Below are 26207 nucleotides of genomic sequence, written 5' to 3' on the forward strand. Positions count from 1 at the left end.
ACACTCCACTACCCCTCCCGGTGTCGGTCGTAATAACCGGGCATTCTTCTCGGATCAACAGGATTGATCGCCATGAAAATTCCAGGTCCCGATCACCCCATTTCCATCACGCCGGCCAAAGGCCGGGTCACAGTTCAGTTCAAAGGCGTGCGTGTTGCCCAGAGCGACAAGGCACTGGAGCTGAAGGAGGCGAACTATCCGCCAGTGATCTACGTGCCCCGTTCGGATATTTCGATGGAACATTACCAAAGTACCGACCATCGAACCCATTGCCCCTACAAGGGCGACGCGTCTTATTTCAGCCTGGTGGCCAACGGCGAATCCGCTGAAAATGCAGTGTGGACGTATGAAGAAGCCTACCCGTCGGTCAAGGCCATCGAGGGTCATGTCGCGTTCTACCCGGACAAGGTGACCCTGGAAGTGCACTGACCTCGGCACTGGACCGCTCGAAACGTTTTCGCAATACGAATCCGGAGAGAACCGATGCGTCATTCACGCCAGCTACGCGACACCCCCGCCACGGAACCGCTGTGCCAGCGCTATCAGAGCGTTCGTCGTCACACCGAGCAGCTTGTCGCGCCGCTCAGCCCGGAGGACATGGTCGTGCAGTCGATGCCTGACGCCAGTCCCGCCAAATGGCACATGGCGCACACCACCTGGTTTTTCGAAACCTTCCTCTTGTTGCCGAATCTGGCGGGCTACCAGGTGTTCGACCCGACGTTCGGCTACCTCTTCAACTCCTATTACGAAGCCGTAGGCCCCCGCCACCCTCGCCCGCAACGTGGGCTGGTGACGCGTCCGGGCGTTGATCAGGTCAGGGCCTACCGTCGCCATGTGGACGAGCACATGGCGACGCTGCTGATGGGTCCGTTGTCCGAGGACATATCGAGCCTGATCGAACTGGGGCTGGCCCATGAAGAACAGCACCAGGAACTGTTGTTGATGGACATCCTGCACCTGTTCAGCCTGTCGTCGCTCAAACCGGCTTACAGCGCCGACTGGCCCAAAGATGCCAGCGGGCGACGCGGCCAGTTCAAGCCGCTGAGCGGGGGGTTGACCCAGATCGGCCACAGCGGCCCTTCGTTTGCGTTTGACCATGAAGGCCCGCGCCACACCACGTATCTGCAATCGTTCGAAATCAGCGACCGTTTGGTAACCAATGGCGAATGGCTGAGTTTCATTGCCGACGGCGGCTATCACACCGCCGCACTGTGGCTGTCCGAAGGCTGGACGCTGATTCAGGAACAAGGCTGGAATGCGCCGCTGTACTGGCAACACGACGACAACGGCTGGAAACGCATGACCCTGCGCGGGCTGGAAGACATCGACCCGGCCGGGCCAGTGACCCACATCAGCTATTACGAGGCCGCCGCGTTCGCCACGTGGGCCGATGCGCGCCTGCCCACCGAAGCCGAGTGGGAAGCCGCCGCCCGCGCAGGCCTGCTGGAACAGGTGGACGATGTGGCCTGGCAGTGGACGCAAAGCGCCTACAGCGCCTACCCCGGCTTTAAACCGTCTGCCGGTGCGGTGGGCGAGTACAACGGCAAGTTCATGGTCAATCAGATGGTGCTGCGCGGCGGCGCCAGCGTGACCTCTCCCGATCACTGCCGCCTGACCTATCGCAATTTCTTCCAGACCGACAAACGCTGGATGGTCGCAGGCGTGCGCCTGGCCCGGGACAGTCGCCAGCCCGGCGTGGTCAACCCACACGACAGCGAATTCGCCCGGGATGTGATTGCCGGGTTGTCCGCTGAGCACAAGTCCCTGCCGCCCAAGTATTTCTACGATGCTACGGGGTCAGACCTGTTCGAGGCCATTTGCGAAACCGCCGAGTATTACCCCACTCGCGCGGAAACCGGCTTGCTCAAGGGCATCGCCAGGGACATTGCCGCGTTGATTCCCAAGGGCGCCGCGCTGGTGGAGTTTGGCAGCGGTGCCAGTGACAAGACCCGCCTGGTGCTGGATGCCGCACCGCACATTGCGGTGTATGTGCCGATCGACATCAGCGCGGCGGCGTTGAACAAGGCGGCCAAGTCCTTGCGTCAGAAATACCCGACACTGGTGGTTGCACCGCAGGTGGACGACTTCACGCATGTGGTGACGTTGCCCGAGGAAGCCGATGGCCACACCCGCGTCGGGTTCTTTCCGGGTTCGACCATCGGCAACTTCACCCACGACGAAGCGGTGGCGTTTCTGCACGCCGCCCATGAAGTGCTGGGCGAACAGGCGCACTTCATTGTGGGCGTGGACATGGTAAAGGACCCGAAAACACTGGTCGCGGCCTATGACGATGCCGAAGGTGTCACGGCGCGGTTCAACAAGAACCTGCTGGTGCGCATCAACCGGGAACTGGGCGCGGACTTCGACATTAGCGCGTTCCGGCATGAAGCGGTCTGGAATGCCGAACAGGCCCGTATGCAGATGCACCTCGTCAGCCAAACCGAGCAGGTGGTGAGGGTGGCGGGCCAGCGTTTCCATTTCGCGGCAGGTGAACGGTTGCACACCGAGAACTCGCACAAATTCACGGTCGAGTCGTTTACCGAACTGGCCGCCGAAGCGGGATGGACAGTAGAGCGACACTGGCTCAGCGATGCGCCACAGATGGCGTTGTTCAGTTTGCGGGCATGAAAACGTCTGCGCGCAGGTTTAGCCGTCCGGCCTGCCGAAGGTGGCATCCTCAAAATCGCCGCCGCAGGCAGGCCGAGCGGCGACAGAGTAATACCGCTTATTCATCGATCCAGGCACCACCCATGCAAACTTGCACACGGAAGGTGCACGATTCTTCATTGTCATTTGCAAAATTGCGCTGTTAGCATCCCGAGGGCATCTCACGGAGTGCGGCCCTTTTGCGGTCGCCTGAACGAGCAAAAAGAACAAAAGCCACAGGGAGGCAGCAATGACGGCACAGGTAGTATCGGCCACGTCCAAAGGTCAGGAACCGGCCTGCGACACCGTTCTGTCCGAGGTACGCAATCACATTGGCCACATCACCCTCAATCGCCCGCAAGGGCTGAACGCCATTGATCTGGAGATGGTTCGCCAGATTCAGCACCAACTGGATCTCTGGGCTCAGGATGACAAGGTGTATGCCGTCGTTCTGCGCGGGGCTGGGGAAAAAGCCTTCTGCGCCGGAGGTGATATCCGCGCGCTCTACGACAGTTTCAAGAACGGCCAAACCCACCATCAACAATTCTTCGTCGAAGAATACGCACTGGACCTGACCCTCCATCACTACCGCAAACCCGTCGTGGCCCTGATGGACGGCTTCGTGCTGGGCGGCGGCATGGGCCTGGCACAAGGCGTCGACCTGCGTGTGGTGACCGAACGCAGCCGTCTGGCCATGCCGGAGGTGGCCATCGGTTATTTCCCCGACGTCGGCGGCAGTTATTTTCTGCCCCGCGTACCGGGTGAACTGGGTATTTATCTGGGCGTGACCGGCGTGCAGATCCAGGCCGCCGATGCCCTCTATTGCGGCCTGGCCGATTGGTACCTGCAAAGCGCGCGACTGGCCGACCTGGATCGCCAGCTGGATCACTTGAAATGGACGCTGACCCCGCTCAAGGATCTGCAAGGCGTATTGGCGAAAGTCGGCGTGCAGCAATTGCCCGACGCGCCACTGGAAAAACTGCGCCCGGCCATCGACCACTTCTTTGCCCTGCCGGATATCCCGAGCATCATCGAACAGTTGCTTGAAGTGACGGTCATCGACACCCATCACTGGGCCGTCGACACCGCCAACCTGATGAAAACCCGTTCACCGCTGGCAATGGCCGTGACCCTGGAGCTGCTGCGCCGAGGCCGTCATCTGCCACTGGATACCTGTTTCGACCTGGAGCTGCATCTGGATCGTCAGTGGTTCGAACGGGGCGACCTGATCGAGGGCGTTCGTGCCCTGATCGTAGACAAAGACAAGAAACCGCACTGGAACCCGTCCACCGTTCAGGCACTGGATGCCGAGCACGTGGCGAGCTTCTTCAGCGGTCATGAGGCATGACCCATGCAAGACCTTGAACTGACCGAAGAACAGATCATGATCCGCGACATGGCGCGGGATTTCGCGCGCAACGAGATCGCGCCCCATGCCCGAATCTGGGAGCAGAATGGCTGGATCGATGACGCACTGATCGAAAAGCTGGGCGAGTTGGGCCTGTTGGGGATGATCGTCCCGGAGCAATGGGGCGGCACCTACATCGACTACGTGGCCTACGCGCTGGCGGTCGAGGAAATCTCGGCAGGCGACGCCGCCACCGGCACCTTGATGAGTGTGCACAGCTCGGTGGGTTGCGGCCCGATTCTCAATTACGGCACCGACGCACAAAAAAACCAGTGGCTGGAAAAACTGGCGACCGGTAAAGCCATCGGCTGCTTTTGCCTGACCGAACCCCAGGCGGGTTCCGAGGCCCATAACCTCAAGACCCGCGCCGAACTCAAGCAGGGCGAATGGGTGCTTAATGGCGCCAAGCAGTTCGTCAGCAACGGCAAGCGTGCGCAGTTGGCAATTGTCTTTGCCGTGACCGACCCGGAACTGGGCAAGAAAGGGATTTCCGCGTTTCTGGTGCCCACCGACAACCCCGGTTACACCGTCGACCGCATGGAACACAAAATGGGCATTCGCGCCTCGGACACCTGTGCGGTGACCTTGAGTGAATGCCGTATCCCCGAGGCCAATCTACTGGGCGAACGGGGCAAGGGCCTGGCCATTGCCCTGTCCAACCTCGAAGGTGGTCGGATCGGGATTGCGGCACAGGCATTGGGCATCGCCCGCGCCGCGTTCGAAGCGGCTCTGGTTTACGCCCGCGAGCGGGTGCAGTTCGACAAGCCGATCATCGAGCACCAGAGTGTTTCCAATCTGCTGGCCGACATGCACACCCGCATCAATGCTACCCGACTGATGGTCCTGCACGCCGCACGCTTGCGCACGGCGGGCAAGCCCTGCCTGTCAGAGGCCTCGCAGGCCAAACTGTTCGCGTCAGAGACGGCCGAATGGGTCTGCTCCAAGGCGGTCCAGATCCACGGCGGCTACGGCTATCTGGAAGATTATCCCGTGGAAAAATACTACCGGGACGCGCGAATCACCCAGATTTACGAAGGCTCCAGCGAAATCCAGCGCCTGCTGATCGCCCGTGAATTGCGCCACTACGACCTGTAATCCACTGCCACACCGGCTTCGTCATGGAGCCGGTACGGTGAAATTGCGACGGCCCAGTTTCAGTATCAGCAAGGTCAGCGAGTCGGCGTTGCTGAGCATGATCCGACTGCGCTTCTGAAGGTCCGTCAAAAACACATCCCGTGCATCATCCAGATTATTTCTGTCCGCCAGCCGCAGGATGACCTCATACCCTCGGCCATCAAGAGGTGTCAGATCCCGTCGGCGCCCGTTTTCGAACACCGTGAACAGACTGGCACGCGAGCTGCGATGAGACAGACGCCCTGTGTGGAAGCGATCTATCGTCAGTTTCAGATCAATATTATCGGGCGTATCTTCTGCCAGGAGATCAGCATAAGGCGCCATGGATTCCATATACGCGATGTCATGGGTATCGAGTATCAGGTGAGACAGTTCATGAATCAGATTTGCCGCTCGATAATGCACGTGCGCATCGAACCCCTCCGCCCTCGCCGCAGGCTTGAGCGCAAAATACGGCACGTTGAAGAAACGCTCGGTAAGAAAAATACGTTGCTTCGGGTCCTTTTTGATGATGAATGCCGTGACCGTTTGGTTGCCTGGACGGGTAGAACCCACCACATAGCGGGAAGAAGAAAACGGTGACAACGACGGATCCATCACCGCGCTGAACAGCGATTTCACCGCTTTCTCGACGTCTGCAACCAGTGCGCTGTTCGGGCTGGTGGTACCAAAAAAATCACCAATGATGTTCAAGACCCGAGGATCCAGTGGGGTCCGACGTTGATGCGCATGCAGGTTATCCAGCGAATTTTCCAGATACCGCTTGGCTTTAAGATGGGCCTGCCCGATGCGTCGGGCCCGGTCACGGTACAGCAGGCGGATCTGCTGCATCCCGCTGGCCTCGATGGTGATCGTGTTCTCGGCACTCTGGTCGACCCTGGCCAGCCGGTATCGCCCTGGAATCGAGCCCCCGCCGCGTAGCCGCAGACCCAACTCGAATTGCCAGTGCTGGGTGTCATCGAGCGTTAGCTTCGGGCCCGGTTCACCGTTTGCGCCAACGATCATCCAATCGCCGTCGTCGGGCATGAGTTGAACCCGATATACTTTGCCGCGGACGACCGCATAAGGGGTGCCGCTGTCGCTGGTTCTATAGAGGTTGAGCAGCTTGTCGTGAAGCATGCTCTCCAACGCAACGTCATTGGCCTCAAGGTGTTGCAATTGCAAACGCTGTTCAGCCGTCAACGAGCCACTGTGCCAACCGGAAACCGGCGTACTCGTTTTCGTCGCCTCATTTCCACTTTTTACCGCCGATTCAGACGCTTCCTCGGCGCTCGTATCTTCGAGCCTGCGCTCCTTGGCACCGACCATGACGCCTAACGCCGCAGAAAACTCAGAGAGTGCCTGGCCCCAATGCCGCTCTGACGCCGACGTGACAGACGCGCGGAACAAACCCTGGCTTTGCCAGAGCACGACCAGTGCTGACAACTTGCCTGGCAGTAACGTCAGCACTTGTTCAAAACCCAGCGTGGCCAAAAAAGACCGGCCGGCCTGGTCAACCTGTTCGTTGGTCACCGAATTGCTCACACCGGAATCCATCAGCAGGCGCATCGTGTCATCGAACAGATGCTGCAGCGCATTGCCTTTAATCTCGGAAAGGCTCACCGTCACAGGTCCCGGGGCACGCGGTGGAACGTCACCGAATCCTCCCGTGAAGAACGGCAAATGGGGCTCGATGAAGCCGCCGTTGGCATAGCGACGATGTATTTCCGGATCGAGGCGGCCCAGCAGCAACTGCTGCAGGTCTTCGTCCTTGCGGATATCCTCCAGCAGCGCTTTCTCGCTCGCGTATTCGCGAAATACGAACGCCGTGTGGTGAAGGGAGCACAGCACCATCGGCCCCTTGTTCTTCGCCGCCGTACAGATCAGATATACCCCTCTCACCGGATCTGGCGTCATGCCGGAATCAGCGACCAGTTGCAGCGGGCTGATGATGATCCGATCGTTCCCCACCGGCTCACGCGCCAGACCATCTGGCATGTCGAACACGCTGGTAATGAAATCGTAGGCCTGGGCGCTCAGCTTTCCTTTCAGCTTCTCCGGCATGGCGATGGCCAGCATCATGGGAGGCAACTGTTCGAAAAATAATCGTTTACGTGTTGCGTAATCGGCGTTCTCTGAGTTCATGGCCTTGTTCAGTAGCGCCTGATACCCTGCGCCAATGTCGATTTTTCTGACCAGTCCTCGCAGATAATCCAGCGTCAACAGCCTGACCGCCTCTGGCTGCTCGGTTGACTCCACGCTGATCGCGACCTCCTGATCAGTCACGAAACGATTGATGGCGTAATCAGTCAGTGACTCGCTGCGGCGCACCGTCGCTGCCGCTGTCGCCGACGGTAATTGCCCCGGAGGAGGAAAAGCGCTGACATAATGCCTGGCGATGACGTTTATCCGGTCAGGATCCAGAGCGTGAGCGGGGAAATCCTTCTTCAACTCTGCCAGTAACTGGCTACGTGCGTAGCTACGCAAGGAAGGAATGTCGAACAGAAAACTCTTCCCCCCGTCACTGGCGAGGTAGTAACGCTTGAAGATGTCGTAATACATACGCATGTCATTGAGCGACGCCGACTTCAGCCAGGGCGGCAACAATTCGTTGAACAGACTGTCGCGGATGCGTATCGACAGTTCGTCGAGCATCCCCGTCAACGAACCATCCAGCTCTGCCTCCAAAGCAAGCCGGGAAAACAACTGCCCTTCAAAACCGCAACGCGCTGCCCGCTGACACAATTGCCGCACGTCTTCTTGCTGGCGTGACAAGACGTGCTGTTGCAAGGCCTCAGCAACATGCCCATCGATTCTGTTCAAACGTAGCTGGACTTGATTATCTCGTTCTTTAAGCAGGTGCCTGCGCACTTGCGCACCATCAAAGTCACTCAACAACTCCAGCCAACGCTCGCGATGCCTGCCGTGAAAGTTTCTCAGCAACACGTCCTGCAGGCGCTTGAACGATGCAAACTGCGCCCAGCCCGATGTGCAGGACCAGATCAAGGCTGGCGCATCATCGCTGAGGGTCTGTCTGAGTATCAGGGTGTCACCCAGCGCCGAGGTCACGCTATCTCCATAACTCAGCGCTACGCTAAACACCTCCGTGACGGTCTCCCCCAACGAAAGACGCAGCGCACGCACAGGACGGTTCAGCATTTGCCAGGCCATGTCACTGGCGGCCTCGTCCAGCCAGTCCTGACGCCTGGCCAGTGTCAGATCAAGGCGCATGGCGTCTTCGCGCAGGAGTTGCGCCTCCCTGAAAGGCTGCACGCAACGGTCATCCTTGCGCATGAAGTCAATACGATCTTGCTTGAACCGCGCGACATAGCGCTCGGCGAAGTTCGCTGTAAGCTTACTCAGTGCGTGATTCAGCAAAGCGATTTCGACACCTGCCCAAGACGTCGAAGCCCCCAGAAACACCTGCGCACCGCTGGGCAGGCTGCCAGAGAGATGCCCGCTGACGCATTCGAGCAGGCAGGTCACCAGATCCTTTGAAACGACCTCTTGGGTTTCACTGACCGCAACTGTCGTGGCCTCGACATCACTCGTGTCGAAAGGCCGGGACTCCAGCCACCTGACCTGAACATCGGACGCCTTTATCGGTCCGCGCGTCAGTACACAGAGATACTGCTGCAGTGCCTGTTCTGCAAACTCCCGCAGTACGTTATCCAACTGTCTCAAGCGCTCACAGCGAGTGTCGAAATCCTGTGTCTGTTCGATCCATGACAACGGCTGCGTGCTCGTGGCGCCATCGGCATTTTGCGCGAAGGTGCTGACCGAGCCTTGCTCGCCTGTCTGAGCCGGAACGGAAGTCCCGCTCCATACGCTGCCAAATTCGAACGGAGCTGACTGACGCCAGCGTCCTGCGCTGAACTGCAATTGCCGGGGATCAATCAGTTGGCGGATATCCAGCGCGTCATCGATCATGACCGCGCGCGCTTCGGCCTCGCTGGACAAACCGGCAGCGTAAACAAGGTTGCGCCGTTGCAATTCAAGGATCGAATCGATGCGATCGGCAAACGGTGAGTCGCCCAAGTCATCCAGATCGACTTGCAGGGCTCCCTCACTCAGCAGAATGGGTTGATCCTGAAGTGTCAATGCGGGACGCAACTGCCGGCGTCCTGCCGTTGTCGTCAGGTGCATGACAAAAGCCGACGGATCCTTGAACGCGAGAAGCTGGTGCTGCGGCGAAAACCACAGCAGCGCAGTGTCAGCCTTCCCGGTTTGAATGACAAACGTACCCGCCAACGCCATTGACGTACTGCTACCGACCTTGAGGCTCAACCGCTGGCAGCGTAACGGGCTGCCATTCGGCAATGAGCCCGGCGCCAATTCCAATAGTGTCAGCGAAGCCCTCAAGTGTTCAGCGTCGAGCGAGCCGTCGTGCAGGCGTGCGTAAATCTCGACATGCAGGCTGTTCTTGAAACTCTCGATGGCCAGATCGCGACGGGTTCGCTGATCCCGCCATGGGGCTCTCCAGAACGCTTTGAGCAACTTACCGTACTGCTCGGCGGCACTCGCCACAGCGTTGGACAACGCTAGCGCACACAAGGCCTGATCCGTCGGGGTCGCCACACGCCCTTGCGCATCCAGAAACTGACGTAGACCACCCTCTTCAATTCCCAGACCGCAGAAGTCCTCGAATGCCGCCTGAGCCAGCGTCTGGGTAAACGGAATCAGGTCATCGCTCGCCGAAGAGGAGACGACCTGTAGGAGATGCTTCTGTGGGTCAATCTGCCATTGCGGCAGCGTCTCGCGCAATCGCAGGCCAAGGGACGCGTTCGTTGCATCCAGCAAGGTCGGGGTCAACCGCAATTCTGTGGTCAGGTGCGTCAGATGCTCGACCTGATGGTCAATGATCGCCAGCATCTGAGCCTTGAAAGCATCACCTTCAACTTTCTCGAACTCGAACTGCGCACGCTCACGTGTCGGCGCATAGCGACTGGCCAACGTGATCGATAGTGCTTCTCGAGTGTCGAACGTTTCAATGCCACCTGCCAACGTGTAGAGATAAACCTCGGTGACATCCATATCGGTATGGCTCAGTAACAAGGCCGCCGCGAGTTCGAAGGGGTTGGCGGCACCGTCATCCAGCAACAACCGGTCGACCCTGACCGGATCCGGATCAGTCGCCCCCCTGGGACTGGCGACACCCAATAACCAGGACTGCTCCTGGGCATCGATACGCTTTTCCTTCAATGCGTCATTCAATTCATCGGTGTAGCGCGTCCGCAGGGAAGCGCTGTGAAAGTAACTGGAAAGCGGATTGGACATACATGCTCCTTATTCGCGAAAAACCCAGCCCGGCGATCAACCGGGCATGGGTGACATGGCAAGGAGCGTATGGAGAAATATCAGGCCAACTGCGCTACATAATGCTGTACATGGCTGCTGAAATTTCAGATTGACTGGATCAGGTGCGCAGCACGTTCAGGTCGTGGGGCACGTCTGTTTTTTCGGGAATGTCCACCGCCAACGGGCGACCGCTCCAGTAGTGAACGGGCTCACGAAGACCTCAGCGCTAGCGACACATTTTCTGTGCCGGTTAAAAAAACTTCGTGAGCAAGCTCACCCCCCACAGGAGACCGTGTTTGCAGCCCGGCATCTGACCGACGGGAGATCTCCCACAGGATTCACAACCACGTTGCAACCGGGTGGCAGGTTTTACCCCGTCGCCAATTCGAAAAACGCCTTGATCAACCGCGACTCCCGGCGTCGCTCCAGAAGGTGCGACGGGTAATCGAGGTCGGCTCACGCAGCACCATGATCTGCTGATCCAGCACCAAGGCGGCTCCCACAAGTATCGCGCCGACCCCAAATCGCGTGTTCAACGCTGTAACTCTGGGAGCCGGCCTCGTGGAACGTCAGGCCTTGATGGTCCGCGCCACATGCGCCGCAAACGCATCAATGATGCTTTGCAAGAACGGCTTGGTCTTCTCGCTCAGCTTGCCCTGTTCATCGAAAAACGTCCCCGCATTGCCCAGATACGCCTCGGGCTGCTGCATGCACAGCACGTCGAGGAACACGAAACTCTGGCGCAGGTGCTGGTTGGCACCAAAACCACCGATCGCCCCCGGCGAGACGCTGATCACCGCCGCAGGCTTGGCCTTGCCCCAAGAGCTTTTGCCATAAGGGCGCGATCCCACGTCGATGGCGTTTTTCAACGCACCGGGCACCGAACGGTTGTATTCCGGGGTCACGAACAAGAAGCCGTCCGCACCTTGCAGGGCCTGACGGAAAGCGGTGTAAGCGGCGGGTGGCGAATCAAGATCGATGTCTTCGTTGTACAGCGGCAAATCGCCAATCTCGACGATGCTCAGTTTCAGGCTGGGAGGGGCCAGCTCGGCCAGTGCGTGGGCGACTTTGCGGTTGATGGAGTCTTTTCTCAAGCTGCCGACGATGACTGCGATTGAATGAACCTGGCTCATGAACCTGACCTTCTTGTGTGGGAGGAATACACAGTTATAGATGAAAGGCGCCGTTTGTTCAGCGCTGTTTTTTGTTGTCTTTGATCGAATCAACCGATCTACCAGGTCGTAATGGTTCATTTCTGACCACCACCCGTCGACACATTTTTTTACCTCAATCGCAAACTCCCCTCGAAAATCACGGTCTGAAGGCGTTGAGCGCGGGAGGCGCCTGAAAGGTCTGACAGAACGACCTTACGAACGGACAGGGATACACAGCTCGCGGTGATACGATGCGAGCGAAAACGAGCAGGTTTTTCAGAGGTTACAAAGCAGATGGCTTCACATGATCATGTCACCCAATTTCACGCACGCGATGCCGAGGGACGCATCTACCCCGTGCGGGAGTTTCATGATTTCAAGCCAGATGAAGCGGGCGAAATGAAGCAGGTCATTACCTACCGCCTGGTCATTGGCGACCGTGTGAACCATTTGGGCGGCGACGAATTCGAACTGGTCCAGTCCGGAATCAAGCTGACGCGCGTCAGTTGATCCGGGCGTGGCTCGTCAAAAATCGGCTTATTGGCGGTACGCGAGCTTTCTGTAGCAGTCGACCGGGCGGCTACAGAGGGTTTGGGTCATCAAAAAACAGATACCAGAAGATCGCCGACTCCTGCGTGCCCGGATCAATCGCCCTATAACGCAAATGATCCACCCCGCCCACCACGAACCCACAGCGCTCATACAACCGACACGCCGCAAGGTTGTTGTTCTGGGTTTCCAGCATGATGCCCGGCAGGTTGCGCTCACGGCTCCAGGCCTGCGCGACGTCGAGCAACTGCCGCGCCACGCCATTGCCTCGCGCAACCGTGTCCACCGCCAGCTCATCAATGTGGGCAAAACCGTTCCAGTGCTTGCTGATCACGATGTGCCCCACCGGGTCCTCGCCCGCCCACGCCACCAGCACGGTGCCCTCGCCGCTGTCACGGTCATTGCAAAACGCTTCTGAATCGATGTCGTAGTCCTTCAGATAAGGCTCGACCGTTTCGACGTGCCACTGCGCCACGGGCTGGCCAATCTGCACGCGAGCGAAACCTGTGACCGTGAAAGTGAATTCGCAATTGAGGAGGTAATCCTCGAAGCATTCGTCGGCGACACGAATGCTCAGTGTCGGACTCAGCGTTGCCACCCTGGTGCCTCCTGCGCCATTGATGAAAGGGCTGCCTCCAGTGAAGCAGCCAAAGCCAACTAGCCTTGCTGAGCGTGCGCTTGCGCCAACTGCGTCCAGAGTGCAGGAGCGCCCGCCGACTTGGCGATGATCGCCAGACGCGCTTCGTGCTCGGCGATTTCCGCCTCGGTGGCTGCGATAATCCGGCCCGGCGTACGGTTGAGGATACGGCGCACTTCCGAAGGCCGCTCCACGCCACCCTCACCATCACCGTTACCAGCCAGCGACAACATCGTCTGACCACCCGTCATCGCCAGATAGACGTCCGCCAGAATCTCCGAGTCGAGCAACGCGCCGTGCAGCTCACGACCGGAGTTGTCGACGTCGTAGCGTTTGCACAACGCATCAAGGCTGTTGCGCTGGCCCGGATGGCGTTCACGGGCCATCGCCAGGGTGTCGAGCACCGAGCAATAGCTCGCCAGATTGGCGCGATCCTGCTGACCGATCAGGGCGAATTCGTTATTGAGGAAGCCAACGTCGAAGGGCGCGTTGTGGATGATCAGTTGCGCGCCTTTGATGAATTCATAGAACTCATCGGCAACTTCGGCAAAACGAGGCTTGCCGACCAGGAACTGATCCGTGATGCCGTGAACGCCGATGGCGCCCTCGTCGCTCTCGCGATCCGGCTGCAGATAGACGTGAAAATGGCGCCCGGTCAATCGCCGACCGATCACTTCCACACAACCGATCTCGATCACGCGGTGGCCGTCGGTGACGGGCATACCGGTGGTTTCGGTGTCGAGCACGACCCGTCTTTCAGTGATGATGTTTTCTGCAGTCATAGCCTGGCGCCTCGGTTTCAGGCGCGGATATTAACATGGGCGGACAGAAATGGAGGACACCAAGCCTGTAGGAGTGAGCTTGCTCGCGATTACGGTTTTTCGGCTACATATCTGGCGTCTGACACACAGTTATCGCGAGCAAGCTCACTCCTACAGAAGGAATGCGTGCAAGCTGTTTAACCGTGTTTACCCTTACGCACCTCATCCACCCCACGATTGGCCAACTGATCCGCCCGTTCGTTGCCATGATGGCCTATATGTCCGCGTACCCATTTCCAAGTGACGTTGTGGCGGTTGACCTGCTCGTCCAGTTGCATCCACAGGTCGGCGTTCTTGACCGGCTCTTTCGCGGCGGTCTTCCAGCCGCGTTTCTTCCAGTTGGTCATCCACTCGGTGATGCCTTTCATCACATATTGCGAGTCGGTCACCAAGGTGACTTCACACGGGCGCTTGAGCTCTTCAAGGCCCCGAATCGCCGCCATCAGTTCCATGCGGTTGTTGGTGGTATTGGCCTCCCCACCCCAAAGTTCCTTTTCCACACCTTTGCACACCAACAGCGCGCCCCAGCCGCCGGGGCCGGGATTGCCCTTGCAGGCGCCATCGGAAAAGAGTTCTACGGTATCGCTCATTACGTTCGTTCCAGAAATAAAGAAGCCCGGCAATCAAGGCTCGGGGGGGTGCCGATTGACCTTGGCCATCGGCAATGGCAGCAGTTTGCCCATCGGCTCGCGACGGGGCATACGCAGCGGGCGAAGTCCCGACACGAGTTTGCGTGCCACTAATAAATAGAAGCCGCCCCCCGGACTCTGCCAGCCGTCGCCCAAACGCTCCAGGCCCGACAAGCGGCTCTGCCAGGCAGGCGACGCAAGCGGCGGACGATAGCACCCGAACCGGCGTTTCTCCAGCGCGAAGCCCAGCAGGTTGAGCCAGTCGCCAACCCGCGATGGCGAAATGCAGCGCGCCCGGCGCAACGCGTCATTGGCGAAATAATGCCGAATGCCCCAAGTGCTCCACGGGTTGATACCGACGATCACCAGATGACCGCCCGGGCGTACGGCGCTTGCCGCTTCGCGCAGCAAGCCGTGGGGCGACAGACAGAAGTCCAGGCCGTGCTGCATGACCACCACGTCGGCGGCGTGCTCGCTCAGGGGCCAGGCCTGTTCCTCACAGACAATCTCGACCCCTGGCAGCGGCGCGCCCAGACGCACGTTGCGCTGGACCTGCTTGGCGGCAGGCGGGGTCTGCGCTGACGGACCGTAATGCACCAGATAGCCACCAAAGAAACGTTCGAGTTCCTCTTCCAACACCTGGCGCTCTTCTTCCAGCAATAACTGCCCAACAGGCCCGGACAACCACTCACGGGCAGAGCTGATCAGCTCAAGCCATTCGGGGTCGGCCTGGGCGAACGCTTCATCGGTCATTTCCGGTCTCCATGAGAAGTCCCGCGAGAGGTGCTCGCCTGGAACCTGTTCAGACTCTAAGATTGCGCTTTGTTTCCAGACAAGTGAATCGCGCCATGATACAGATCGATGCCCTGCATGCTTTCACCGATAACTACATCTGGTTGTTACAAGACAATGCCAACAAGCGTTGCGCGGTCGTCGATCCGGGTGACGCGGCGCCGGTCCTGGCCTGGCTGAGCGCGAACCCCGGCTGGACGCTGACCGATATCCTGGTCACCCACCACCATGCCGATCATACCGGTGGCATCGCCGAACTGAAAAACGCCACCGACGCCCGGGTCTACGGCCCGGCCAACGAAAAGATTCCGGCCCGTGACGTGGGCCTCACCGACAACGAGCAGATCACGGTGCTCGGACTGGACTTCACCCTGTTCGCCGTGCCGGGCCACACCCTGGGCCACATCGCCTATTACCACGCCGACGCCCAGGCGCCGCTGCTGTTCTGTGGCGATACGCTGTTTGCGGCGGGATGCGGTCGCCTGTTCGAGGGCACGCCCGAGCAGATGCATCACTCGCTGAGCCGTCTGGGGGCCTTGCCGGACAACACATTGATCTATTGCACCCACGAATACACCCTGAGCAACCTGCGGTTTGCAGTCGCAGTGGAGCCAAACAACCCGGACGTCACCGAGCGTTTCGAACAAGTCACCCGCTGGCGCGAGGAGAACCGCATCAGCCTCCCATCCAGCCTGGCGTTGGAACACCGGACCAACCCGTTTTTGCGGGCCTCGCAACCCTGCGTCAAACAAAAGGCGGACGAACGGACAGGCACTGACAACGCAACGCCGGTGGCCGTTTTTGCCGCATTGCGAGCATGGAAAGATAAGTTCTAAACCGGTGGGGAATGCACACGAAAATTCTGAAAGGTTGACCGTTCTTGAGACGCTTTCTAGAATCGCCCGACATTTTCGACTGGATACCCCCACCAGCCAATGTCGTCATTTACACGCAAACCCTTTAATTCCGACGCATTGACTCGGTTGGCACAGGCAATCGCGGTGGTCGCGAGCGCAACGTTGGCAGGCTGCCAGACCACCGGCAGCCTGGACGCTGGCGCTTCGGCCAATGCCACGCAAACGCCGGCCAGTGTCAAACCCAAACCCGCATTCGTCGCCCGCAAACCGACCCCGCTCGCCCCGCCCCATGATGTCTGGGAGCGCATGCGTCAGGGCTTCCAGTTGCAGGACGGCAACGACCTCAACCCGCGTATCGAACAGCAGCGTCTGTGGTTCGCCAACAACCCGTCGTTCCTCGAAACGGCCGGTGAGCGTGGCAGCCTCTACATGCACTACATCGTCGAGCGCCTGGAAGAACGCAACATGCCGCTGGAGCTGGCCCTGCTGCCGGTGATCGAAAGCGCTTACAACCCGATGGCCCTGTCCCGCAGCGACGCCGCCGGGATCTGGCAGTTCATCCCGTCCACCGGGCGCTACTTCAACCTGCGTCAAACCAGTTTCTACGACGGCCGCCGTGACATCACCGCGTCCACCACTGCAGCCCTTGATTACCTGACCAAGCTGCACGACATGTTCAACGGTGACTGGTTGCTGGCCCTGGCGGCCTACAACGCCGGTGAGGGCACGGTCAGCCGCGCGATCGAACGCAACGAAAAGCTCAACCTGCCAACCGATTACTGGAACCTGCCACTGCCGCAGGAAACCCGCGATTACGTGCCCAAACTGCTGGCGTTGTCGCAAGTGGTCATGTCGCCTGAAGCCTATGGCGTCAACCTCAGCCCGATCGACAACAAACCATACTTTGAAGTCGTCGAGCTGAACCAGCGCATGGACCTGACCAAAGTCGCGCAGATGGCCAATATCGACGAAGACGAGTTGATGCAACTCAACCCGGCCTTCAAGAAGCGCCTGACCATCGACGGCCCTCAGCACCTGCTGGTGCCCACCTCCAAGTCACAATTGCTGACCGCCAGCCTGTCGAACATGAAGCCCGAAGAGTTGGTCGATTGGCAGCAATACCGCGTGCGTCCGGGCGATAGCCTGGCCAGCATCGCCAGCCGCTACAAAGTTTCGACCAGCACGCTCAAGGATTTGAACAAGCTGTCCAGCAACCACCTCAAACGCGGCCAGGCGCTGACCATTCCCGTTCAACCGGGCATGAAGACCGCCATGCCGGTGTTCGAAGAAGTGGCCGAGGTCGATGAAAAACCGGCGCGCATCCGCACCTATAAGGTGAAAAAAGGCGACAACCTGGGGCAGATCGCCCGCCTCAACAAGGTTGAAGTCAAGGATTTGCAGCACTGGAACAAGCTGTCCGGCTACAACCTGAAAGTCGGCCAGACTCTGGTCATGCAGGACAACAGCAAGCCTGCCGTCAAAGCCAGCTCCCGTGCCGTGGCCAAGGCCGACAGCAGCGCCAAAAACGCCGACGGCAAGCCGATGCAGTACAAAATCCAGAAAGGCGACTCGATGTATCTGGTTGCCAAACGTTTCAACGTCGAAATGCAACACCTCAAACGCTGGAACCCACGCAGCGGACAGGCGCTAAAGCCGGGGCAGACGTTGACGGTGTATTTGCCGCATTGATCGGCATTGAGCGGTTCATCTGATTGTCCCCACGCTCCGCATGGGAACACCACCGCTGACGCTCTGCGTCATTTAGCGGGTCGACGCGGAGCGTCGAGAGCGGTATTCCCACGCGGAGCGTGGGTACGATCATGCCTGCAGTAACACTGACAGCCCCTCTACCCCACCCTTTTTCCAGCCCATACAAGCTGTTACTGTGACCGACCGCTGCCTGGATCGAACACCGATTTGATACGCCCCTTGCTGCTGACCATCAGCCTGGCCTTGAGCACGACAGCCGCCGCGACCATCAGCGAAAGCCATGGTTACGCCCAGTTCGGCGTCCTCAAGTATCCGGCCAGCTTCACCCATTTCGACTGGGTCAATCCCGAGGCGCCGAAGGCTGGCACCTTGCGAATCATGGCCAACGGCACGTTCGACACCCTGAACCCCTACACCTTCAAGGGCAGCAGCCCGATTTCCACCCCCAACTTCGGCCAGTACGGCGTCAGCGAGCTGAATGAGCCATTGATGGCCGGCACCGGCCAATACGACCCATCCGGCGACGAACCCACGTCGAGCTACGGCCTGATCGCCAAAACGGTGGAGTACAGCGAGGACCGAAGCTGGGTGGTGTTCAACCTGCGCCCGGAAGCACGCTTTCACGACGGTAAGCCAATTACCGCCTATGACGTGGCGTTTTCCTACAGAACCCTGCTCAGGGACGGTCACCCGCAATACCGCACCGCGCTTCAGGAAGTGCAGCGCGTGGATATCCTCAATCGCCATCGCATCCGCTTCGTGTTCAAGCGGTCCGGCAATCCATTACTGATTCTGCGCCTCGGTGAACTGCCCGTGTTGCCGCAACATTACTGGAAGGGCCGCGATTTCAAGGCCACGACCTTCGAGGCGCCACTGGGCAGCGGGCCGTATCGCATCACGCAGGTAAGACCGGGGCGTAGCCTGGTGTTTGAGCGGGTCAAGGATTACTGGGGCAAGGACCTACCGGTCAATCGCGGCAAGTACAACTTCAACCGCGTGGAAGTCGAGTTCTATCGGGACGCCGACGTCGCCTTCGAAGCCTTCAAGGCAGGCGAGTTCGACATCTACATCGAGCATCAGGCGAAAAACTGGTCCACTGGCTACGACTACCCCGCCGTGAACGAAGGCAAGGTGATCAAGGCGCAGATCCCGCACCAGATCCCGACGCAGACCCAAGGCCTGTTCATGAACACCCGCCGCAACACCTTTGCGGACATTCGGGTGCGCGAGGCGCTGGGTTTGATGTTCAACTTCGAATGGACCAACCGCACGTTGTTCAACGACGCCTATCAGCGTTCGACCAGCTACTACCCCAACAGCGAATTCTCGGCAGCGAACATCCCGTCCGGTCGTGAATTCCTGGTGCTGTCGCCCTATCGCGATCAACTGCCCGCCCAGTTGTTCACCCAGCCATTCAGCGTGTCGAAGACCGACGGCGGCGGCGTGCCTCGCGACACGCTGCGCAAAGCCCTCGGACTGCTCGCTGAAGCGGGGTGGAAATTCACTGATCGCGGGCTGTTAAACAGTGCAGGTCAGCCGTTGCGTTTTGAAATACTGCTGGTCAACCCGAGTCTTGAACGAATCCTGCAACCCTACATCGAAGACCTCACGCGCATCGGCATCGACGCGCGTCTGCGCACCGTGGATCGCGCCCAGTACAAGCAGCGCCTGGACCAGTTCGATTTCGACATGATTCTGATGACCCTCAGCCAGACATTGAGTCCGGGCCTGGAGCAGTGGCAGTACTTCCACTCCAGCCAGGCCGGCATCAAGGGCAGCAAAAACTATGCGGGCGTGGCCAACCCCGTGGTGGACAACCTGTTGAGCCAGTTGCTTTCGGCGAAAACCCGGGACGATCAGGTCGCCATCACCAAAGCGCTGGACCGCGTCCTGCTCTGGCAGCACTACATGATTCCCAACTGGTACCTGAGCAACCATCGCCTGGCGTACCGCAATCGCTTCGCCTTCGTCACCACCCCGCCCTACACCCTGGGCCTGCGCGCGTGGTGGCTCAAGCCTTCGGAGAAAACCCCATGACTGCCCTCCGCTCCCTGACGCGGGCTGGCGGCCTGTTCCTGTTCGGCCTGGCCTGTTCAGTCCACGCCGCTCCGCAACACGCCATCACGCTGTACAACGAGCCACCGAAATACCCGGCCGACTTCAAACATTTCGATTACGTGAACCCGGACGCGCCCAAGGGTGGCATTCTGCGCAGCGCCGGTTTCGGCAGCTTCGACAGCCTCAACCCGTTCATCAGCAAGGGCGTGCCTGCCGATGACATCGGCCTGATCTACGACACCCTGATGCGTCAGGGCCTGGACGAGCCATTCACCGAATACGGCCTGATCGCGAGCAAGATCGAGAAAGCCCCGGACAACAGTTGGGTGCGTTTCTACCTGCGCCCCGAAGCGCGCTTCAACGACGGCCATCCAGTGCGCGCCGAAGACGTGGTATTCAGCTTCGACACGCTGATCAAGGACGGCTCGCCTCTGTACCGCAGTTACTACGCAGACGTCGACAAGGCCGTCGCCGAAGACCCGCTGACCGTGCTGTTCACCTTCAAGCACACCAACAACCGCGAGTTGCCGCTGATCATCGGCCAGTTACCGGTGCTGCCGAAACACTGGTGGGCCACCCGGGATTTCAACAAAGGCAACCTGGAAATCCCGCTGGGCAGCGGCCCCTACAAAGTCAGCGAAGTGAAGGCCGGGCGTTCGGTGCGCTACGAGCGGGTCAAGGATTACTGGGGCAAGGACCTGCCGGTCAACAAGGGTTTCTACAACTTCGACAAACTGTCCACCGACTACTACCGCGACAACACCGTCGCCCTTGAGGCCCTTAAGGCCGGCGCGTTCGACTACTGGCAGGAAATGACCGCGAAAAACTGGGCCACCGCCTACGACGTGCCCGCCGTACGCGAGGGCAAGCTGATCAAGGAAGAAATCCCCAACGGCAATCCGCAGGGCATGCAGGGCTTTATCTTCAACCTGCGCAAGCCGATGTTCCAGGACGTGCGCGTGCGACAGGCCCTGAGCCTGTTGCTGGACTTTGAATGGACCAACAAGCAGCTGTTCTTTGGCATGTACACGCGGACCAAAAGTTACTTCGACAACTCGGACATGGCTTCTCACGGCCTGCCGTCCGAGGCTGAGCTGAAAATCCTTGAGCCGCTGCGCGACAAACTGCCGCCTGCGCTGTTTACCGATGAGTTCAAACTGCCGGTCACCGATGGCAGCGGCATCATTCGTGAGCAACAACGCAAAGCCTTCGCACTGCTCAAAGAGGCGGGCTGGAAGATCGTCGGCGACAAAATGGTCGACGCCGAAGGCAAGCCAGTGACCATCGAATTCCTGCTGGCGCAGACCGAGTTCGAGCGCGTTTTGTTGCCGTTCAAACGCAACCTGGCCGACATCGGCATCAATCTGGAGATTCGCCGGGTCGACGTGTCGCAGTACATCACTCGCCGCCGTTCGCGGGATTACGACATGATCGTCGGCAGTTTTCCGCAGTCCAGTTCGCCGGGTAATGAACAACGCGAATACTGGGAATCGTCAGCAGCGGACAAACCGGGCAGCTACAACCTGATCGGATTGAAGGATCCGGCGGTCGATCAACTGGTCAGCGGACTGATCAACGCTGACTCACGCCAGAGCCTGATCGACCACACCCGCGCCCTCGACCGCGCACTGCTGTGGGGCTATTACGTGATCCCTAACTGGCACATCAAGACCTGGCGTCTGGCCTACTGGAATCATCTGGGCCATCCAAAAAAATCGCCGCTTTACGACATTGGCACCATGACCTGGTGGGTCAAGCCGGACACTACACCTGCGATTTCCGTGCAACCGGCGTCGGATACCGACGCGCCAGAAGCCGCACCTTCCAAGGATTCGGAGCAATAACATGCTGGCGTACATTCTGCGGCGCTTGCTGCTGATCGTGCCGACCCTGTTCGGCATCCTGCTCATCAACTTCGTGATCATCCAGGCCGCGCCCGGCGGCCCGGTGGAACAAATGATCGCCAAGCTGGAAGGCTTCGAAGGCGCCACCAGCCGCATTGCCGGGGGCGGCGCGGAAGTCTCCGTAGCGGGGTCGACCTACCGCGGCGCGCAGGGCCTGGACCCGGCGCTGATCAAGGAAATCGAGCACATGTACGGTTTCGACAAGTCGGCGCCGGAACGCTTGTGGATCATGGTCAAAAATTACGCGCGCCTGGATTTCGGCGACAGTTTCTTTCGCGACGCCAAGGTCATCGACCTGATCGTGGAGAAAATGCCGGTGTCGATCTCGCTGGGGCTGTGGAGCACCCTGATCATGTACCTGGTGTCGATCCCGCTGGGGATCGCCAAGGCCACACGCCACGGCAGCCACTTCGACGTCTGGACCAGTTCGGCGATCATCGTCGGCTATGCGATTCCGGCGTTCCTGTTCGCCATCCTGTTGATCGTAGTGTTCGCCGGGGGCAGCTATTTCGACTGGTTCCCGCTGCGAGGTCTGACCTCCAGCAACTTCGACGAACTGAGCTGGCTGGGCAAAGTGGGTGATTACTTCTGGCACCTGGTACTGCCGATCACGGCACTGGTGATCGGCAACTTCGCCACCATGACCCTGCTGACCAAGAACAGCTTCCTCGATGAAATCGGCAAGCAGTACGTCATTACCGCGAAAGCCAAGGGGCTGACACAGCGCCGCGTGCTCTACGGCCACGTGTTCCGCAACGCGATGCTGCTGGTGATCGCCGGTTTCCCATCCGCATTCATTGGCATCTTCTTCACCGGTTCGTTGCTGGTCGAAGTGATTTTCTCCCTCGACGGCCTGGGCCTGATGAGTTTCGAAGCGGCGATCAACCGCGACTATCCGGTGGTGTTCGGCACCCTGTTCATCTTCACCCTGCTGGGGCTGGTGGTGAAACTGATCGGCGACCTGACCTACACGCTGGTTGACCCACGTATCGACTTCGACCGCAGGGATCATTGATATGACGTTGTCCCCTCTCAATCGACGCCGTTTCGAACGTTTCAAAGCCAACAAGCGTGGCTGGTGGTCGTTGTGGCTGTTCCTGATCCTGTTCTGCCTGAGCCTGGGCGCCGAACTGATCGCCAACGACAAGCCACTGATCGTCAAATACGACGGCCACTGGTACTTCCCGGTCTTCGAGCGCTACCCGGAAACTACCTTCGGCGGCGAATTCCCGCTGGAAGCCAACTACAAGAGCCCGTACATCAAGGAACTGATCGCCGCCAAAAACGGCTGGACCCTGTGGGCGCCGATTCCGTTCAGCTACCAGAGCATCAACTACGACCTGAAAGTCCCGGCCCCTGCCCCGCCCTCCCGCGACAATCTGCTCGGCACCGATGATCAGGGCCGCGACGTGCTGGCGCGGGTCATTTATGGCTTCCGCATTTCCGTGCTGTTCGCCCTGACCCTGACCGTGCTCAGCTCAATCATCGGCGTCATCGCAGGTGCCTTGCAGGGTTTCTATGGCGGCTGGGTCGATCTGGTGGGTCAACGCTTCCTGGAAATCTGGTCGGGCCTTCCGGTGCTGTATCTGCTGATCATCCTCGCCAGCTTCGTGCAGCCCAATTTCTGGTGGCTGCTGGGCATCATGCTGCTGTTCTCGTGGATGAGTCTGGTGGACGTGGTCCGTGCTGAATTCCTGCGCGGCCGCAACCTGGAATACGTGCGCGCCGCCCGCGCACTGGGCATGCAGAATGGCGCGATCATGTTTCGCCACATCCTGCCCAACGCCATGGTCTCGACCATGACCTTCATGCCGTTCATCCTCACTGGCGCGATCGGCACCCTGACCGCGCTGGACTTTCTGGGCTTCGGCCTGCCCGCAGGTTCCCCTTCGCTGGGCGAACTGGTCGCACAGGGCAAATCCAACCTGCAAGCGCCGTGGCTGGGCATCAGCGCCTTCGCCGTGCTGGCGCTGATGTTGAGTTTGCTGGTGTTCATCGGCGAGTCCGCCCGTGACGCATTCGACCCGAGGAAATGAGATGAATCAGGACAATCTGATCGAAATCCGCAACCTGTCCGTCGAGTTCGTCACCGGCCAGAAGGTGCAGCGCGTGGTCGAAGGCATCAGCTTCGACATTCGCAAGGGCGAGACCCTGGCGCTGGTGGGCGAAAGCGGCTCGGGCAAGTCCGTCACCGCCCACTCGATTCTGCGACTTTTGCCCTACCCGCTGGCACGGCACCCCACCGGTACCATTCAATACGCCGGGAATGAACTGCTGACGGTCAGCGAGAAACGCATGCGCGCCATCCGTGGCAACCGCATCGCGATGATTTTCCAGGAGCCCATGACCTCGCTGAACCCACTGCAATCGGTGGAAAAGCAGATCAACGAAGTGCTCGGCCTGCACAAAGGCCTGACCGGCAAGGCCGCCACACGGCGTACGCTGGAACTGTTGGAACTGGTCGGCATCCCCGAGCCACTCAAGCGCCTCAAAGCCCTGCCACACGAGCTCTCAGGCGGCCAACGCCAGCGCGTGATGATCGCCATGGCGCTGGCCAACGAGCCTGAGCTGCTGATCGCCGACGAGCCGACCACGGCGCTGGACGTCACCGTACAGCTGAAAATCCTCAAACTGTTGAAGGAATTGCAGGCCCGACTGGGCATGGCGTTGCTGCTGATCAGCCATGATTTGAACGTGGTTCGACAAATTGCCAACCGAGTATGTGTCATGCAGCGCGGTTGCATCGTCGAACAGGCATCGTGCGAACAACTGTTCCGTGCGCCGCACCATCCGTACACCAAAGAATTGATCGCAGCCGAGCCAAAAGGCGGCCCGGCGAACAACGTTCCCGGCGCGCCGATGCTGGAAGTCAACAACCTCAAGGTCTGGTTTCCGATCAAGAAAGGCGTGTTCAAGCGCACCGTCGATCACGTCAAGGCCGTAGACGGCATCCACTTCAGTCTGCCCAAGGGCCAGACGCTGGGGATCGTCGGTGAAAGCGGCTCAGGCAAATCGACGTTGGGCCTGGCGATTCTGAGGTTGATTCGTAGCGAAGGCGAGATACGCTTTCAGGGCGATTCACTGGCCTGTCTCAAGCAGGACCAGGTGCGGCCGTTGCGGCGCCAGATGCAGGTGGTCTTCCAGGACCCGTTTGGCAGCCTGAGTCCGCGCATGTCGGTGTGTGACATCGTTGGCGAAGGCCTGCGGATTCACAAGATCGGTACACCGGTCGAGCAGGAAGCTGCGGTGGTGGAAGCGCTCAAGGAGGTGGGGCTGGACCCGGAAACCCGGCACCGCTATCCCCATGAGTTTTCCGGCGGACAGCGGCAAAGGATCGCCATCGCACGGGCATTAGTGTTAAAACCGGCGCTGATTTTGCTGGACGAGCCGACTTCGGCTCTCGACCGGACCGTCCAGCGCCAAGTGGTGGAGCTTTTACGCTCGCTGCAAGCCAAGTACAACCTGACGTATTTGTTTATCAGCCATGACCTGGCGGTAGTCAAAGCGCTGAGCCACCAGTTGATGGTGGTCAAGCAAGGCCAAGTGGTCGAACAGGGTGTGGCAGAAGACATCTTCGCCGCACCGCAACATCCTTATACACAGCAGTTGCTGGAGGCCGCGTTTCTGGCACCGGCAACTGTCGATTAACCTGAAGAGGAAAAAACCATGGGTTTTCTCGCCGGTAAGCGCGTCCTGATCGTCGGTGTCGCCAGTAAACTGTCCATCGCATCCGGTATCGCTGCCGCCATGCACCGTGAAGGCGCTGAACTTGCTTTCACCTACCAGAACGAAAAACTCAAGGGTCGCGTTGAAGAGTTCGCGGCAGGCTGGGGTTCGAGCGCCGAATTGTGCTTCCCGTGCGACGTGGCCAGCGATGAAGAAATCGCCAAGGTCTTCGAGGAGCTGAGCAAGAAGTGGGACGGCCTGGACTGCATCGTGCACTCCGTGGGCTTCGCCCCAGGCGACCAATTGGACGGCGACTTCACTGAAGCCACCACCCGTGACGGTTTCCGCATCGCCCACGACATCAGCGCCTACAGCTTCGTGGCCCTGGCCAAAGCCGGTCGCGAAATGATGAAAGGCCGCAATGGCAGCCTGCTGACCCTGTCGTATCTGGGCGCAGAGCGCACCATGCCGAACTACAACGTGATGGGCATGGCCAAGGCGAGCCTTGAAGCGGGTGTTCGTTACCTGGCGCGCAGCCTGGGCCCGGATGGCACTCGCGTCAACGCGGTATCGGCAGGCCCGATCCGTACGCTGGCCGCTTCCGGTATCAAGAACTTCCGCAAGATGCTGGACGCCAACGAAGCCCAGACCCCACTGCGTCGTAATGTGACCATCGAGGAAGTCGGCAACGCTGGCGCGTTCCTGTGCTCGGACCTGGCTTCGGGTGTGAGCGGTGAAATCATGTACGTCGACGGTGGTTTCAATACCACGGCGATGGGTGATCTGCAGGACTGACGACTTCGCTGGTCTGTGGACTGGCGTAGCCCCTTTAGGAGCCCCCCTATGCGAGACTCTAGGGTGGCTGGCCAGTCTTTTCGCCACCAAGGCGGCTCCCACACAGATTTGTGTCGGATCATGGATTTGTGGTCGACACAGAAACTGTGGGAGCCGGCTTGCTGGCGAAG

The 26207-nt window shown here is 59.5% G+C and carries 20 protein-coding genes; 14 read left to right on the forward strand and 6 right to left on the reverse strand.

All coding sequences use genetic code 11. From position 1 onward, the window contains the following. Positions 1–72: 72 nt before the first annotated feature. From ACI2KB_RS02870 to ACI2KB_RS02885, 4 genes are all read left to right on the forward strand, one after another. On the forward strand, positions 73–429 hold the full coding sequence (locus ACI2KB_RS02870; protein ID WP_404631173.1) for a DUF427 domain-containing protein: 357 nt from the start codon (positions 73–75) through the stop codon (positions 427–429). Positions 430–483: 54 nt separating this feature from the next. Further along, positions 484–2628 (forward strand): ergothioneine biosynthesis protein EgtB, encoded by a 2145-nt coding sequence (gene egtB / locus ACI2KB_RS02875; RefSeq protein WP_404631175.1) that lies wholly within the window; start codon positions 484–486, stop codon positions 2626–2628. Positions 2629–2896: 268 nt separating this feature from the next. Beyond that, on the forward strand, positions 2897–3994 hold the full coding sequence (locus tag ACI2KB_RS02880; RefSeq protein WP_404631177.1) for an enoyl-CoA hydratase/isomerase family protein: 1098 nt from the start codon (positions 2897–2899) through the stop codon (positions 3992–3994). Positions 3995–3997: 3 nt separating this feature from the next. After that, the gene (locus tag ACI2KB_RS02885) at positions 3998–5149 is read left to right on the forward strand and encodes an acyl-CoA dehydrogenase family protein (RefSeq protein ID WP_404631179.1); all 1152 of its coding nucleotides are present in this window, start codon (positions 3998–4000) and stop codon (positions 5147–5149) included. Between the two features lie 21 nt (positions 5150–5170). Here the strand turns inward: ACI2KB_RS02885 and ACI2KB_RS02890 are convergent, their stop codons facing one another. Continuing rightward, positions 5171–9985, reverse strand: a complete 4815-nt coding sequence (locus ACI2KB_RS02890; protein WP_404631733.1) for a dermonecrotic toxin domain-containing protein — start codon at positions 9983–9985, stop codon at positions 5171–5173. Here ACI2KB_RS02890 and ACI2KB_RS02895 point away from each other — a divergent pair. Then, a complete protein-coding gene (locus tag ACI2KB_RS02895) occupies positions 9887–10132 on the forward strand; it encodes a hypothetical protein (RefSeq protein WP_404631753.1) in 246 nt (81 codons plus the stop codon). The two genes, ACI2KB_RS02890 and ACI2KB_RS02895, sit on opposite strands and share 99 nt — an antisense overlap. 902 nt (positions 10133–11034) lie before the next feature. Here ACI2KB_RS02895 and ACI2KB_RS02900 read toward each other — a convergent pair. After that, positions 11035–11598 carry an NADPH-dependent FMN reductase gene (locus ACI2KB_RS02900; protein WP_404631181.1) on the reverse strand — a complete coding sequence of 188 codons (564 nt, stop codon included), beginning with the start codon at positions 11596–11598 and terminating at the stop codon, positions 11035–11037. A 315-nt stretch (positions 11599–11913) separates the two neighbouring features. Between ACI2KB_RS02900 and ACI2KB_RS02905 the strand changes: the two genes are divergently transcribed. After that, positions 11914–12129 carry a hypothetical protein gene (locus ACI2KB_RS02905; protein WP_404631183.1) on the forward strand — a complete coding sequence of 72 codons (216 nt, stop codon included), beginning with the start codon at positions 11914–11916 and terminating at the stop codon, positions 12127–12129. A gap of 70 nt (positions 12130–12199) precedes the next feature. Here ACI2KB_RS02905 and ACI2KB_RS02910 read toward each other — a convergent pair whose 3' ends face one another. From ACI2KB_RS02910 to ACI2KB_RS02925, 4 genes are all read right to left on the reverse strand, one after another. Beyond that, positions 12200–12766: a GNAT family N-acetyltransferase gene (locus tag ACI2KB_RS02910; protein ID WP_404631185.1), complete on the reverse strand. Its 567-nt coding sequence runs from the start codon at positions 12764–12766 to the stop codon at positions 12200–12202. A 59-nt stretch (positions 12767–12825) separates the two neighbouring features. Beyond that, positions 12826–13587, reverse strand: a complete 762-nt coding sequence (gene dnaQ, locus ACI2KB_RS02915; RefSeq protein WP_404631187.1) for a DNA polymerase III subunit epsilon — start codon at positions 13585–13587, stop codon at positions 12826–12828. A gap of 176 nt (positions 13588–13763) precedes the next feature. Further along, positions 13764–14216, reverse strand: a complete 453-nt coding sequence (gene rnhA, locus ACI2KB_RS02920) for a ribonuclease HI (protein ID WP_404631189.1) — start codon at positions 14214–14216, stop codon at positions 13764–13766. 33 nt (positions 14217–14249) lie between these two features. Continuing rightward, a complete protein-coding gene (locus ACI2KB_RS02925) occupies positions 14250–15008 on the reverse strand; it encodes a class I SAM-dependent methyltransferase (protein ID WP_404631191.1) in 759 nt (252 codons plus the stop codon). A gap of 95 nt (positions 15009–15103) precedes the next feature. On the opposite strand from ACI2KB_RS02925, the gene gloB reads away from it, so the two are divergent. The 8 genes from gloB to fabI all read left to right on the forward strand — a co-directional run bounded on the left by gloB (position 15104) and on the right by fabI (position 26037). After that, entirely contained in the window at positions 15104–15883 is a 780-nt protein-coding gene (gene gloB, locus ACI2KB_RS02930) for a hydroxyacylglutathione hydrolase (RefSeq protein WP_404631193.1), read from the forward strand. Positions 15884–15982: 99 nt separating this feature from the next. Continuing rightward, positions 15983–17593, forward strand: a complete 1611-nt coding sequence (locus tag ACI2KB_RS02935; protein ID WP_404631195.1) for a LysM peptidoglycan-binding domain-containing protein — start codon at positions 15983–15985, stop codon at positions 17591–17593. A gap of 228 nt (positions 17594–17821) precedes the next feature. Next, a complete protein-coding gene (locus tag ACI2KB_RS02940) occupies positions 17822–19651 on the forward strand; it encodes an extracellular solute-binding protein (protein WP_404631197.1) in 1830 nt (609 codons plus the stop codon). Continuing rightward, a complete protein-coding gene (locus ACI2KB_RS02945) occupies positions 19648–21516 on the forward strand; it encodes an extracellular solute-binding protein (protein WP_404631199.1) in 1869 nt (622 codons plus the stop codon). The genes ACI2KB_RS02940 and ACI2KB_RS02945 overlap by 4 nt, the downstream gene beginning before the upstream one ends. A gap of 1 nt (position 21517) precedes the next feature. Continuing rightward, positions 21518–22591 carry a microcin C ABC transporter permease YejB gene (locus ACI2KB_RS02950; RefSeq protein ID WP_093460355.1) on the forward strand — a complete coding sequence of 358 codons (1074 nt, stop codon included), beginning with the start codon at positions 21518–21520 and terminating at the stop codon, positions 22589–22591. A 1-nt stretch (position 22592) separates the two neighbouring features. After that, positions 22593–23612 carry an ABC transporter permease gene (locus tag ACI2KB_RS02955; RefSeq protein WP_404631201.1) on the forward strand — a complete coding sequence of 340 codons (1020 nt, stop codon included), beginning with the start codon at positions 22593–22595 and terminating at the stop codon, positions 23610–23612. A 1-nt stretch (position 23613) separates the two neighbouring features. Then, positions 23614–25224, forward strand: coding sequence for an ABC transporter ATP-binding protein (locus tag ACI2KB_RS02960; protein WP_404631203.1), 1611 nt, complete (start codon positions 23614–23616; stop codon positions 25222–25224). Positions 25225–25242: 18 nt separating this feature from the next. Then, complete coding sequence (gene fabI / locus ACI2KB_RS02965; protein WP_404631205.1) at positions 25243–26037, forward strand: enoyl-ACP reductase FabI; 795 nt, start codon at positions 25243–25245, stop codon at positions 26035–26037. Positions 26038–26207: the final 170 nt, after the last annotated feature.

Source organism: Pseudomonas sp. NPDC088444 (genome assembly GCF_044900175.1).
GTDB lineage: Bacteria > Pseudomonadota > Gammaproteobacteria > Pseudomonadales > Pseudomonadaceae > Aquipseudomonas.

Excerpts from the sequence above, each read along its gene's own strand:
- ACI2KB_RS02895 (WP_404631753.1), top strand. The coding sequence starts at position 9,887 with ATGCTTCTGTGGGTCAATCTGCCATTGCGGCAGCGTCTCGCGCAATCG.
- ACI2KB_RS02950 (WP_093460355.1), top strand. The coding sequence starts at position 21,518 with ATGCTGGCGTACATTCTGCGGCGCTTGCTGCTGATCGTGCCGACCCTG.
- dnaQ (WP_404631187.1), bottom strand. The coding sequence starts at position 13,587 with ATGACTGCAGAAAACATCATCACTGAAAGACGGGTCGTGCTCGACACC.
- ACI2KB_RS02955 (WP_404631201.1), top strand. The coding sequence starts at position 22,593 with ATGACGTTGTCCCCTCTCAATCGACGCCGTTTCGAACGTTTCAAAGCC.
- ACI2KB_RS02900 (WP_404631181.1), bottom strand. The coding sequence starts at position 11,598 with ATGAGCCAGGTTCATTCAATCGCAGTCATCGTCGGCAGCTTGAGAAAA.
- gloB (WP_404631193.1), top strand. The coding sequence starts at position 15,104 with ATGATACAGATCGATGCCCTGCATGCTTTCACCGATAACTACATCTGG.
- ACI2KB_RS02870 (WP_404631173.1), top strand. The coding sequence starts at position 73 with ATGAAAATTCCAGGTCCCGATCACCCCATTTCCATCACGCCGGCCAAA.
- ACI2KB_RS02925 (WP_404631191.1), bottom strand. The coding sequence starts at position 15,008 with ATGACCGATGAAGCGTTCGCCCAGGCCGACCCCGAATGGCTTGAGCTG.
- ACI2KB_RS02880 (WP_404631177.1), top strand. The coding sequence starts at position 2,897 with ATGACGGCACAGGTAGTATCGGCCACGTCCAAAGGTCAGGAACCGGCC.
- ACI2KB_RS02945 (WP_404631199.1), top strand. The coding sequence starts at position 19,648 with ATGACTGCCCTCCGCTCCCTGACGCGGGCTGGCGGCCTGTTCCTGTTC.
- ACI2KB_RS02885 (WP_404631179.1), top strand. The coding sequence starts at position 3,998 with ATGCAAGACCTTGAACTGACCGAAGAACAGATCATGATCCGCGACATG.
- ACI2KB_RS02935 (WP_404631195.1), top strand. The coding sequence starts at position 15,983 with ATGTCGTCATTTACACGCAAACCCTTTAATTCCGACGCATTGACTCGG.
- rnhA (WP_404631189.1), bottom strand. The coding sequence starts at position 14,216 with ATGAGCGATACCGTAGAACTCTTTTCCGATGGCGCCTGCAAGGGCAAT.
- fabI (WP_404631205.1), top strand. The coding sequence starts at position 25,243 with ATGGGTTTTCTCGCCGGTAAGCGCGTCCTGATCGTCGGTGTCGCCAGT.
- ACI2KB_RS02960 (WP_404631203.1), top strand. The coding sequence starts at position 23,614 with ATGAATCAGGACAATCTGATCGAAATCCGCAACCTGTCCGTCGAGTTC.
- ACI2KB_RS02905 (WP_404631183.1), top strand. The coding sequence starts at position 11,914 with ATGGCTTCACATGATCATGTCACCCAATTTCACGCACGCGATGCCGAG.
- egtB (WP_404631175.1), top strand. The coding sequence starts at position 484 with ATGCGTCATTCACGCCAGCTACGCGACACCCCCGCCACGGAACCGCTG.